Raw genomic sequence first — 11,898 nt, forward strand, 5'->3', positions numbered from 1 at the left:
CGGGGAAAGGACGCGACGCCATGTCGGAGGCTGCATCCGCCCGGAGCCGGCTGGCGGCCGACCGGGCCGCCGGGATCGGCCCGCTCGAACCGATGCTGCGGGCCTGGCTGCCCGCACAGCGCTGGTTCGCGGGCAAGGGCCGCACGATCGGCAGGATCCGCGCCGTCTCGGCGGCCGAACTGCTGCCACCGGGATCCGATCCCGGACTGCTGCACCTCCTCCTCGACGTGGACGGGGACTGCTACCAACTGCTCCTGGGCATCCGCGCGTCCCTGCCGCCCGCACTCGCGCCCGCGCTGATCGGACACCCCGAGGACGGCCCGTACGCGGGCCGGGCCGTGTACGAAGGGCTGGGCGATCCCCGGCTCGCGGCCCTGCTGCTGGAGCGGCTGCGCTCCCCCGGCACCCTCGGACCGCTGCGCTTCGACCGGGACCCGGCCGCGCCCGTCGCGGCCGGCCTGATCCCTCGGCCGCTGTCCGGGGAACAGACCAACTCCTCGCTGATCTACGGCGATTCGTACATCCTGAAGGTGTTCCGCCGGGTCGGCCCCGGCGTCAACCCGGACCTGGAGCTCCCCAGAGCCCTGGCCGCCGCCGGCTGCGCGCGGGTGCCCGCGCCCGTCGCCTGGTACGAGGCCGAGCTGCCCGGTGGAGAACCGTTGACCCTCGGCGTGCTCCAGCCCTACCTGCGCGGCTCCGACGACGGCTGGCAGCTCGCGCTGCGCCGGCTCGGCGCCGGGGCCGACTTCACCGCCGAGGCCCACGCGCTGGGCCGGGCCACCGCCGAGGTGCACAGCGCGCTCGCCGCCGCCCTGCCCACCCTCGCGCTGGGCCCCGAGCAGACCGCCCGGCTCGCCGCCGGGATGACCGCGCGCCTCGCCGCCACCGCCCGCGAGGTGCCCGCCCTGCGCCCCTACGAGGCCGGGCTGCGCGAGGCCTTCGACGCGCTGGCCGCCTCCCGGGGGGCCGGGGTGCCCGCCCAGCGGATCCACGGCGACCTGCACCTGGGGCAGACCCTGCGCACCGCCGACGGCAGTTGGGCGCTGATCGACTTCGAGGGCGAACCGGCCCGGCCCCTGGCCGACCGGCGCCGCCCCGAACCGGCCGTGCGCGACATCGCCGGGATACTGCGCTCCTTCGACTACGCCGCCCGCTCGCACCGGCCCTTCGCCCCCGCCTGGGCGGACGCCTGCCGGGCCGCCTTCTGCGAGGGCTACGCCCGCACCACCGGGCGCGACCCGCGCGAGGACCCCGTACTGCTGCGCGCGTACGAGACCGACAAGGCCGTGTACGAGGCCCGCTACGAGTCCCGCCACCGGCCCGACTGGCTGCACGTGCCGATGGCCGCGATCCGGCGGCTGTCGCAGCCCCGGCGTCCGGCCCACCGCGTGCCGCCGGTGCCGCCGCCCCTGCCCGCCCCCGGTTCCATCTCCCCGCACCCCCGTCAAAAGCCCCCGAGGAGGCCGCTCGCGTGAGCGCCGCACGACAGCCGTCACCGCCCGTCCGCGAAGAAGCCGTCGCCCAGGCCGCCCCCAAGGCCGCCCCCCAGGCCGCGCCCCAGCCCGAAAGCGCCGGCAGAAAGCCGCGTGCGCCCCGGGCCCGGCGCACCGCCCCTCCCCACGGGGTGCGGCCCGCGCCCGCGCTCGGCGGGGAGGAGCGGGCCCGGCTGCTGGAGGGCCGCCACCACGACCCGCACGCGGTGCTGGGCGCGCGTACCCGGCGGGGCGGGGTGTCCTTCCGCGTGCTGCGCCCGTACGCCAAGGCGGTGACCGTCGTCGCCAAGGGGCTGCGGGCCGAGCTCTTCGACGACGGCGACGGGCTGTTCTCCGGGCTGCTGCCGCTGACCGGGGTGCCGGACTACCGGCTGCTGGTGGCGTACGACAGCGACGAGATCGAGATCCACGACCCGTACCGCTTCCTGCCCGCGCTGGGCGAGCTGGACCTGCACCTGATCGGGGAGGGCCGGCACGAGGAGCTGTGGACGGCGCTGGGCTCCGAGCCGATGGAGCACCAAGGCGTGGCCGGCACCCGGTTCACGGTGTGGGCTCCCAACGCCCAGGGGGTGCGGGTCACCGGCGACTTCTCGTACTGGGACTCGGTCGCCTATCCGATGCGCTCGCTCGGCTCGTCCGGGGTGTGGGAGCTGTTCCTGCCCGGGGTCGGCGAGGGCGCCCTGTACAAGTACGACATCACGCGCCCGGACGGCTCGCACACCCTGCGCGCCGACCCGATGGCCCGGCACACGGAAGTTCCGCCGGCCAACGCCTCCGTGGTGGTCGCCTCGCACTACGTGTGGCAGGACGCCCAGTGGATGGCGACCAGGGGCTCCCGGCCGGCGCACCAGGCCCCGTTCTCGGTGTACGAGCTGCACCTGGCCTCCTGGCGGCCGGGGCTCTCGTACCGGCAGCTGGCCGAGCAGTTGCCCGCGTACGTCCAGGAGCTCGGCTTCACGCACGTGGAGCTGATGCCGGTCGCGGAGCACCCCTTCGGCGGCTCCTGGGGCTACCAGGTCACGGGCTTCTACGCGCCCACCTCGCGGATGGGCGGCCCGGACGACTTCCGTTTCCTGGTCGACGCGCTGCACCGGGCCGGGATCGGGGTGATCGTCGACTGGGTGCCGGCGCATTTCCCGCGCGACGACTGGGCGCTCGCGGAGTTCGACGGGCGGCCGCTGTACGAGCACCAGGATCCGCAGCGGGCGGCGCACCCGGACTGGGGGACGCTGGAGTTCGACTACGGCCGCAAGGAGGTCCGCAACTTCCTCGTCGCCAACGCCGTGTACTGGTGCCAGGAGTTCCACGTGGACGGGCTGCGGGTGGACGCGGTGGCCTCGATGCTCTACCTGGACTACTCGCGCGACGAGGGGCAGTGGACGCCGAACGAGCACGGCGGGCGGGACAACCCGGACGCGGTGGCGCTGCTCCAGGAGATGAACGCGACGGTCTACCGGCGCTGCCCGGGTGTCGTGACGATCGCCGAGGAGTCCACGGCGTGGGACGGGGTGACCCGGCCGACGGACGGCGGCGGGCTCGGTTTCGGCCTGAAGTGGAACATGGGGTGGATGCACGACACCCTGCGGTACGCGTCGAAGGACTCGGTGCACCGCAAGTACCACCACCACGACATGACCTTCGGGATGGTGTACGCGTACAGCGAGAACTACGTGCTGCCGATCTCGCACGACGAGGTGGTGCACGGCAAGGGCTCGCTCGTGTCGAAGATGCCCGGGGACTGGTGGCAGCAGCGGGCCGCGCACCGCGCCTACCTGGGGTTCATGTGGGCCCATCCGGGCAAGCAACTGCTCTTCATGGGGCAGGAGTTCGCTCAGGGTTCGGAGTGGTCGGAGGCCTACGGGCCCGACTGGTGGCTGCTGGACTCCTCGTACGCGGCGGCCGGCGACCACCGGGGCGTGCGCGACCTCGTGCGCGACCTGAACCGGACGTACACGGCGGCGCCCGCGCTGTGGGAGCGGGACAGCGTCCCCGAGGGCTTCGCGTGGGTGGAGGCGGACGCCGCGGAGGACAACCTCTTCGCGTTCCTGCGGTACGCGCAGGACGGCTCTCAGCTGCTGTGCGTCTCGAACTTCTCGCCGGTGGTCCGGCACGGGTACCGGCTCGGGGTGCCGCAGGAGGTGGCGCAGTGGCGGGAGGTCCTCAACACCGACCTGGACCTTTACGGCGGCAGCGGCGTCCACCACACCCGCCCGCTGCGCCCCGAGCCCGTCCCCGCGCAGGGCCGGCCGGTGAGCCTGCGCATGACGCTCCCGCCGCTGGCGACGATCTGGCTGCGGCCTCAGACCTGAGCCATCTGCTCCTCCAGCTCCTGGAGGAGCTTGCGCTTGGCACGGGCCCCGACCATCTGCTGCACGGGCTCGCCGTCGCGGAAGACGAGCAGGGTCGGCATGGACAGCACCCCGTACCGCGTGACGGTGGCGGGGTTGCTGTCCGCGTCGATCTGCACGATCTTGATCCGCCCGGCCTCTTCGGCGGCGACGGCGGACAGTACGGGTGCGAGCTGGCGGCAGGGGCCGCACCAGTCGGCGGTGAACTCCACGAGGACGGGCCGTCCCCGCTCGCGGAGCACCTCGGTCTCGAAGTCGGCGTCGGTCACTTCCGCCACGCCGTGGGCCTTGGTCTTCATCGTGTTTCCCCTCTTTCCTCTTCTTCCACGTCCGTCATCCGGTCATCTCGCACTTCGGCGCGGCTTCGGCCTCGGCTCCGGCGAGCTGCCGGGCCACCTGGTCGCGTACGTCGGTGAGCCGGCCGATCAGGCCGTCCAGCTCCGCGAGCTTGCGGCGGTAGACGGCGAGGGAGGCCGGACAGGCGTCGCCGGACGGGTGCCCGGCGCGCAGGCAGTCCACGAAGGGCCGGGTCTCCTCCAGGTCGAAGCCGAAGTCCCGGAGGGTGCGGATCTGGCGCAGCAGGCGGAGGTCTTCCTCGTCGTACGTGCGGTAGCCGTTCGCGTCCCGTCGCGCGGGCAGCAGTCCGCGCGATTCGTAGTAGCGCAGGGTGCGCGTGCTGGTTTTGGCCCGCTCCGCCAGTTCGCCGATTCGCATGGCCCGACCGTAGTCCTTGACGCCGACGTCAAGGCAAGGGAAGAGGGGCGGGGGCCCTCGCCACCCCCGTGCGCGAGGGCCCCCGCACTGGATCACGTACCGGTCAGGTGGCTGGTTCAGGCGGGTGAGGTGGATCACGCACGGGGGTATCGCAACGGGTGGCCGAAACCGTACGCTTGGGTAAGGATCTTGCGCGGATCCGTTTACCGGACAGTCTCCCGAAAACCGGACCAAAGCCCTTAACTTCATAGGACGTTCCTACGAGTTATGGGCTTGTTTGATTGGTCTGTAGTCGCCACGGCTCGGCCACTCCTACGGTGTGCCGTGTGCACTCCAGTCCCCCTTTCAATGCCCCCGCCGCGCGTCGTCTGCGCGCGGCCCTGGGCATGGCTCCCGGTCATGTCGCCTATGGCCTGCGCGCCCAGTACGGAATGCTCGTCGCCCCCGAGACCGTGATGGCCTGGGAGCGGGGCGAGATCTCGCCCACCTCCGCCGAGCTCACCGCGCTCGCCGGCGTGCTGTGGTGTTCGCCCGGCGAGCTGCTCGCCGAACCGGTCACCCTGCGGGAGCACCGGATGGCGAGGGGCCTGGCCGCCGAGGAGCTGGCCCGGCGGGTCGGCCTGGAGGCCAACTCGTACCAGAAGATGGAGGACACCGGGCGCTGGAAGGGCAACGAGCGCCAGTCAGCCGCCCTCGCCTCGGCGCTGGGGCTGACCCTGGCCCAGTTCGTGACGGCGACGGGCAAGGAGGAGGAGCTGGCCGAGGTGCTGCGCAGTGCGGTCACCACGCGCTGGCAGGCGTACGTGAAGCCGCTGAGCAAGCTGCTGCCGGTGCCCAGGCAGAACCTGGAGTACGTACTCGAACAGCTCTACGGCGACTACCAGTCGAAGATGGTGGCGACCCTGAGCTGGGGCAGCGCCTCGGGCGAGGCCGGGACGGGCGACGCGGGCCGGGAGTTCCTCGCCGACATCGTGGAACGGTTCTGGTACCTCGCCGGCGGTGCGTCGTAGGACACATCGGCCCGCACGGCCGCCCTGCGGGAACGGCCCCGGCGCGTCCGCGCGGGGACGCGACCGGGGCCGTTCGGCCGGCGGAAGTCGGGACGAAGGTCCCGGCCGGGAGGACCTGGGACCCGGCGCTGCGCGAGACGGCTCAGAAGACCGACTCGGCCTCGTACATACGGGCCTCGGGGACCGTCTTGAGCTCGGTGACGGCCTCCGCCAGCGGGGCCATCACGATGTCGGTGCCGCGCAGGGCGGTCATGTTGCCGAAGTCGCCGCGGTGGACGGCCTCGACCGCGTGCCAGCCGAAGCGGGTCGCGAGGACGCGGTCGTAGGCGGTGGGGGTGCCGCCGCGCTGGACGTGGCCGAGGATGACCGGCCGGGCCTCCTTGCCCAGGCGCCGCTCCAGCTCGACCGCGAGGCGGTTGCCGATGCCGGCGAAGCGCTCGTGGCCGTACGCGTCGATCGCGCCCTTCTCGTACGGCATGGAGCCCTCGGCCGGGTGCGCGCCCTCGGCGACGCAGACGACGGCGAACTTCTTGCCGCGGGCGAAGCGCTCCTCCACCATCTTGACCAGGGCGTCCACCTCGAAGGGGCGCTCCGGCAGACAGATCCCGTGGGCGCCGCCGGCCATGCCCGACTCCAGCGCGATCCAGCCCGCGTGGCGGCCCATGACCTCGACGACCATCACGCGCTGGTGCGATTCGGCGGTGGTCTTGAGGCGGTCGATGGCCTCGGTTGCGACCATGACGGCGGTGTCGAAGCCGAAGGTGCGGTCGGTGGAGGAGATGTCGTTGTCGATGGTCTTCGGTACGCCGACGACCGGCATGCCCGCGTCCGCCAGCATCCGGGCGGCGGTCAGCGTGCCCTCGCCGCCGATCGGGATCAGGGCGTCGAGCTCGTAGCGCCTCGCCAGTTCGGCCGCGTTCTCGGCCGCTTCGTGGAGGCGGGCGCGCTCCATGCGGGCTGAACCCAAAATCGTGCCGCCGCGGGCCAGAATGCCACTGACGGCATTGATGTCGAGGGGGCGGTAGTGGCCGTCCAGGAGGCCCTTGAAGCCGTCCTCGAAACCGATGACCTCGTCCCCGTGCCCGACCAGGGCACGGTGTACGACCGACCGGATGACAGCGTTCAGGCCCGGGCAGTCGCCGCCTGCGGTGAGAACTCCGATACGCATCGTGCTGTGTCTCCTGCTCCTGGTCGTACCTGGCCGTTCGCGTGCGGGCGGACAGCCGTACATATGAAGGGCGTATTGGTGAAGCGTGTCCGATTGTTCCACGGGCCGCGGGTGGCGCGCGCTCTGTCCCCTCGGTCGGCACGACCCCCACCAGGCCTTTCGACCTGTCCCATGGGCCCTTTTACCGGCGGGCGTCCTATCGACCCGCAGAGGTATTGTCAAGGGGCAAGCCCATACCAACCAGTACAAACCACGGACGGAGAGCACGCGTGACGCGCAGCGTGTACGTGACCGGCATCGAGCGGGGGGACGGCCGACAGGTCGTCGAGCTGGGGATCATAGAGCTCCTGACCCGGCAGACAGGACGGGTCGGTGTGTACCGGCCCTTGCTGCACGACGCTCCCGACCGGCTCTTCGACCTCCTGAAGGCCCGCTACCGCATAGACCAGGACGCCGCCACGGCCTACGGCATGGAGTACCAGGAGGCGTCCGCCATCCTGGCCGAGAAGGGCACCGACGAGCTGGTCTCCCAGCTGGTCGACCGCTACCACCGGGTGGCCCGCGAGTACGAGGTCATGCTGGTCCTCGGCACCGACTACGCCGACACCAACCTGCCCGACGAGCTCGCGCTGAACGCCCGCATCGCCAACGAGCTGGGGGCCGTCGTGGTGCCCGTGGTCGGCGGCACCCGGCACCAGGCCGAGGCCGTGCGCGCCGAGGCCCGCAACGCCTACCGGGCGTACGAGAGCCTGGGCTGCCACGTCGTCGCGATGGTCGTCAACCGGGTCGCCGAGGAGGACCGCGAGGTGATAGCCGAGCGCCTGGCCGCCCGGCTGCCCGTGCCCTGCTACGTGCTGCCGGACGACAAGTCACTGTCCGCCCCGACCGTCGCCCAGATCACCCGGGCGCTCGGCGGCGAGGTGCTCCTCGGCGACGAGGCCGGGCTGGCCCGCGACGCCCTGGACTTCGTCTTCGGCGGCGCCATGCTGCCGAACTTCCTGAACGCCCTGACCCCGGGCTGTCTGGTCGTCACCCCCGGGGACCGCTCCGACCTGGTCGTCGGCGCGCTCGCCGCGCACACCTCCGGCACCCCGCCGATCGCCGGTGTGCTGCTGACCCTGAACGAGCGCCCGAGCAAGGACATCCTGACGCTGGCCTCGAAGCTGGCCCCGGGCACCCCGGTCGTCTCGGTGGCCGGCAACAGCTTCCCTACGGCCGCCGAACTCTTCTCGCTGCAGAGCCGGTTGAACTCGGCCACCCCGCGCAAGCTGGAGACCGCGCTCGGCCTGTTCGAGCGGCACGTGGACACCGCCGAGCTGCGCGACCTGCTGTCGGTGGCCCGCTCCGAGCGCGTCACCCCGATGATGTTCGAGCACGAGCTGCTGGAGCAGGCCCGCTCCGAGCGCCGCCGGGTGGTCCTGCCCGAGGGCACCGAGGAGCGCGTGCTGCGCGCGGCGGACGTGGTGCTGCGCCGCGGGGTCTGCGACCTGACGCTGCTGGGCGAGGAGCCGGCGATCCTGAAGAAGGCCGCCGACCTCGGCATCGACATCTCGGGCGCCCAGCTCATCGACCCGGCGACCTCCCCGCTGCGGGAACGGTTCGCCGAGTACTACGCCAAGGCCCGGTCCCACAAGGGCATGACCGTCGAGCTGGCCCACGACGTGGTCACCGACGTCAACTACTTCGGCACGCTGATGGTCCAGGAGGGCCTCGCCGACGGCATGGTCTCCGGTGCGGTGCACTCCACCGCCGCCACCATCCGGCCGGCCTTCGAGATCATCAAGACCAAGCCCGAGGCCTCCATCGTCTCCTCGGTCTTCTTCATGTGCCTGGCCGACCAGGTCCTGGTCTACGGGGACTGCGCGGTCAACCCGGACCCGGGCGCCGAGCAGCTCGCCGACATCGCCGTCCAGTCGGCCGCCACCGCGGCCGCCTTCGGGGTCGAGCCGCGGATCGCGATGCTCTCGTACTCGACCGGCACCTCCGGCACCGGCGCGGACGTGGACAAGGTCCGCAAGGCCACCGAGATCGTCCGTGAGCAGCGTCCCGATCTGCTGATCGAGGGCCCGATCCAGTACGACGCCGCCGTGGAGCCCTCGGTCGCCGCGACCAAGCTGCCCGGGTCGGAGGTGGCCGGCCGCGCCACCGTGCTGATCTTCCCGGACCTCAACACCGGCAACAACACGTACAAGGCCGTGCAGCGCTCGGCGGGCGCCGTCGCGGTCGGCCCGGTGCTCCAGGGTCTGCGCAAGCCCGTCAACGACCTCTCGCGCGGCGCGCTGGTGCAGGACATCGTCACCACCGTGGCGATCACCGCGATCCAGGCGCAGGGCGCACCGGCGCCCACCGCCTGACCGAACTCCCCCGACCGACCGACTGCGAACAGGAAAGACCCCATCGTGACCGCATCGCGCGTACTCGTCCTCAACTCCGGCTCCTCGTCGGTGAAGTACCAGCTCCTCGACATGGCGGACCGGTCCCGCCTCGCCGTCGGCCTGGTGGAGCGGATCGGCGAGGAGACCTCCCGGCTCGTGCACGAGCCACTGGCCGACGCGGGCGCCGGCGGCGGCGGCAAGCGGGAGCGGCTCGGCCCGATCGCGGACCACGAGGCCGCGCTGAAGGCCGTGGCCGCGGAGCTCGCCGCCGACGGCATGGGGCTGGACTCCCCCGAACTGGCCGCCGTGGGCCACCGGGTGGTGCACGGCGGGACCCGGTTCACGCGGCCGACCGTGATCGACGACGAGGTGCTGGCGGAGATCCGGAACCTGATCCCCCTGGCTCCGCTGCACAATCCGGCGAACGTCACGGGCATCGAGGTGGCGCGCGCGCTGCGCGGCGACATCCCGCAGGTCGCCGTCTTCGACACGGCGTTCCACTCGACGATGCCGGAGTACGCGGCCCGGTACGCGATCGACGCCGCGACCGCGGACAAGTACTCCGTGCGACGGTACGGCTTCCACGGCACCTCCCACGCGTACGTCTCCCGGGCGACGGCCGAGCTGCTCGGCAAGACCCCCGAGGAGGTCAACGTGATCGTGCTGCACCTGGGCAACGGCGCCTCCGCCTCGGCGGTCCGGGGCGGCGTGTGCGTGGACACGTCCATGGGCCTGACCCCGCTGGAGGGGCTGGTCATGGGTACCCGTTCGGGCGATCTCGACCCGGCGGTCGTCTTCCACCTGGCCCGGGTGGGCGGCCTCTCGGTGGATGAGATCGATTCGCTCCTGAACAAGAAGAGCGGTCTGCTGGGCATGTGCGGCGACAACGACATGCGCGAGGTACTGCGGCGGGCGGGCGAGGGCGACGAGGCGGCGAGTCTCGCCTTCGCGACGTACATCCACCGGCTGAAGAAGTACATCGGGGCCTACACGGCGGTGCTCGGCAGGGTGGACGCGGTGGCGTTCACGGCCGGGGTCGGCGAGAACGCCCACCAGGTCCGCGAGGCCGCGCTGGACGGCCTGGCCGGGCTGGGCCTCGTCCTGGACCCGGAGGCCAACGCGGTGCGCTCCCCCGAGCCGCGGCTGGTCTCGGCGGAAGGCGCCCGGGTGGCCGTCGCCGTGGTCCCGACCGATGAGGAACTGGAGATCGCCGCCCAGGCGTACGAATTGGTTACCGGCTAGTCACTTTGGACTTTCCGCCAGACGGAATATTCCGCTACGAAACAAACCGATAGGATCCGCTCCATGCGCCGTTCCAAAATCGTCTGCACGCTGGGCCCCGCCGTCGACTCGTATGAGCAGCTGAAAGCGCTCATCGAGGCAGGTATGAACGTGGCCCGATTCAACTTCAGCCACGGATCCCAGGCAGAACACCAGGAGCGGTACGACCGCGTCCGGCAGGTCTCCGAGGACACCGGGCGCGCCGTCGGCGTCCTCGCCGACCTCCAGGGCCCGAAGATCCGTCTGGAGACCTTCGCCGAGGGTCCCGTCGAGCTGGTGCGCGGTGACGAGTTCACCATCACCACCGAGGACGTCCCGGGCGACAAGTCCATCTGCGGCACCACCTACAAGGGCCTGCCGGGTGACGTCTCCAAGGGCGACCAGATCCTGATCAACGACGGCAACGTCGAGCTGCGGGTGACCGCGGTCGAGGGTCCCCTGGTCAAGACCATCGTCATCGAGGGCGGTGTCATCTCGGACCACAAGGGCATCAACCTGCCGGGTGCGGCCGTCAACGTCCCCGCCCTCTCGGAGAAGGACGTCGACGACCTGCGCTTCGCCCTGCGGATGGGCTGCGACATGGTCGCCCTGTCCTTCGTGCGCGACGCGAGCGACGTCAAGGACGTCCACAAGGTCATGGACGAGGAGGGCCGCCGGGTCCCCGTCATCGCCAAGGTCGAGAAGCCGCAGGCCGTCGCCAACATGGAGGCCGTCGTCGACGCCTTCGACGCGGTCATGGTGGCCCGTGGTGACCTGGCCGTCGAGTACCCGCTCGAAAAGGTCCCGATGGTCCAGAAGCGGCTCATCGAGATGTGCCGCCGCAACGCCAAGCCGGTGATCGTCGCGACCCAGATGATGGAGTCGATGATCACCAACTCGCGCCCGACGCGCGCGGAGGCGTCCGACGTCGCCAACGCCATCCTCGACGGCGCGGACGCGGTCATGCTGTCGGCCGAGTCCTCGGTGGGCGCCTACCCGATCGAGACCGTCAAGACGATGTCGAAGATCGTCGCAGCGGCCGAGGAGGAGCTCCTCTCCAAGGGCCTGCAGCCGCTGGTCCCGGGCAAGAAGCCCCGTACCCAGGGCGGCTCCGTCGCCCGCGCGGCCTGCGAGATCGCCGACTTCCTGGACGCGAAGTCGCTCGTCGCCTTCACCCAGTCCGGCGACACCGCCCGCCGGCTCTCGCGCTACCGCGCGTCCCAGCCGATCCTGGCCTTCACCACCGACGCCGGCACCCGCAACCAGCTCACCCTGAGCTGGGGCGTCGAGTCCTACGTCGTCCCGCACGTGGACAACACGGACGCGATGGTCGACCTCGTGGACGCTGAGCTGCTCAAGCTCAAGCGCTACAACCAGGGCGACACCATGATCATCACGGCCGGCTCGCCCCCCGGCGTCCCGGGCACGACCAACATGGTCCGCGTGCACCACCTGGTCGGCGGCGCCCGCGACTGACCGGCTCCGCCCCGCACGGACCGAGGGCGGCACCCCGATCGGATCGGGGTGCCG

9 protein-coding genes are annotated in these 11,898 nt (G+C 71.7%); 6 read left to right on the forward strand and 3 right to left on the reverse strand.

All coding sequences use genetic code 11. The annotated features are described in order from the left end of the window. Positions 1-20 precede the first annotated feature (20 nt). Positions 21-1,475 (forward strand): phosphotransferase, encoded by a 1,455-nt coding sequence (locus tag ACFWBF_RS20485; protein WP_385603588.1) that lies wholly within the window; start codon positions 21-23, stop codon positions 1,473-1,475. Then, a complete protein-coding gene (glgB, locus tag ACFWBF_RS20490; RefSeq protein WP_385603591.1) occupies positions 1,472-3,802 on the forward strand; it encodes a 1,4-alpha-glucan branching enzyme in 2,331 nt (776 codons plus the stop codon). The genes ACFWBF_RS20485 and glgB overlap by 4 nt, the downstream gene beginning before the upstream one ends. On the opposite strand, the gene trxA is transcribed toward glgB, so the two are convergent. After that, positions 3,793-4,140, reverse strand: a complete 348-nt coding sequence (gene trxA / locus ACFWBF_RS20495) for a thioredoxin (protein WP_385603594.1) — start codon at positions 4,138-4,140, stop codon at positions 3,793-3,795. The two genes, glgB and trxA, sit on opposite strands and share 10 nt — an antisense overlap. A gap of 34 nt (positions 4,141-4,174) precedes the next feature. Further along, on the reverse strand, positions 4,175-4,555 hold the full coding sequence (locus tag ACFWBF_RS20500) for a MerR family transcriptional regulator (protein WP_385603597.1): 381 nt from the start codon (positions 4,553-4,555) through the stop codon (positions 4,175-4,177). A gap of 386 nt (positions 4,556-4,941) precedes the next feature. On the opposite strand from ACFWBF_RS20500, the gene ACFWBF_RS20505 reads away from it, so the two are divergent. Continuing rightward, positions 4,942-5,565, forward strand: coding sequence for a helix-turn-helix domain-containing protein (locus ACFWBF_RS20505; protein ID WP_385603695.1), 624 nt, complete (start codon positions 4,942-4,944; stop codon positions 5,563-5,565). A 142-nt stretch (positions 5,566-5,707) separates the two neighbouring features. Here ACFWBF_RS20505 and ACFWBF_RS20510 read toward each other — a convergent pair whose 3' ends face one another. Beyond that, positions 5,708-6,733 carry an ATP-dependent 6-phosphofructokinase gene (locus ACFWBF_RS20510; RefSeq protein WP_385603600.1) on the reverse strand — a complete coding sequence of 342 codons (1,026 nt, stop codon included), beginning with the start codon at positions 6,731-6,733 and terminating at the stop codon, positions 5,708-5,710. Between the two features lie 269 nt (positions 6,734-7,002). Between ACFWBF_RS20510 and pta the strand changes: the two genes are divergently transcribed. From pta to pyk, 3 genes are all read left to right on the forward strand, one after another. Next, entirely contained in the window at positions 7,003-9,087 is a 2,085-nt protein-coding gene (gene pta, locus ACFWBF_RS20515; protein WP_385603603.1) for a phosphate acetyltransferase, read from the forward strand. A gap of 45 nt (positions 9,088-9,132) precedes the next feature. Next, positions 9,133-10,350: an acetate kinase gene (locus tag ACFWBF_RS20520; protein ID WP_385603605.1), complete on the forward strand. Its 1,218-nt coding sequence runs from the start codon at positions 9,133-9,135 to the stop codon at positions 10,348-10,350. 63 nt (positions 10,351-10,413) lie between these two features. After that, the gene (gene pyk, locus ACFWBF_RS20525) at positions 10,414-11,844 is read left to right on the forward strand and encodes a pyruvate kinase (protein ID WP_385603609.1); all 1,431 of its coding nucleotides are present in this window, start codon (positions 10,414-10,416) and stop codon (positions 11,842-11,844) included. Positions 11,845-11,898: the final 54 nt, after the last annotated feature.

Origin of the sequence: Streptomyces sp. NPDC060028 (assembly GCF_042736725.1) — a bacterium.
In the GTDB taxonomy this organism is placed as follows: domain Bacteria; phylum Actinomycetota; class Actinomycetes; order Streptomycetales; family Streptomycetaceae; genus Streptomyces.

What these genes read in the sequence shown, in the direction of transcription:
- ACFWBF_RS20485 (WP_385603588.1), top strand. Translation starts at nt 21, where the DNA reads ATGTCGGAGGCTGCATCCGCCCGGAGCCGGCTGGCGGCCGACCGGGCC.
- trxA (WP_385603594.1), bottom strand. Translation starts at nt 4,140, where the DNA reads ATGAAGACCAAGGCCCACGGCGTGGCGGAAGTGACCGACGCCGACTTC.
- ACFWBF_RS20500 (WP_385603597.1), bottom strand. Translation starts at nt 4,555, where the DNA reads ATGCGAATCGGCGAACTGGCGGAGCGGGCCAAAACCAGCACGCGCACC.
- ACFWBF_RS20505 (WP_385603695.1), top strand. Translation starts at nt 4,942, where the DNA reads ATGGCTCCCGGTCATGTCGCCTATGGCCTGCGCGCCCAGTACGGAATG.
- ACFWBF_RS20510 (WP_385603600.1), bottom strand. Translation starts at nt 6,733, where the DNA reads ATGCGTATCGGAGTTCTCACCGCAGGCGGCGACTGCCCGGGCCTGAAC.
- pyk (WP_385603609.1), top strand. Translation starts at nt 10,414, where the DNA reads ATGCGCCGTTCCAAAATCGTCTGCACGCTGGGCCCCGCCGTCGACTCG.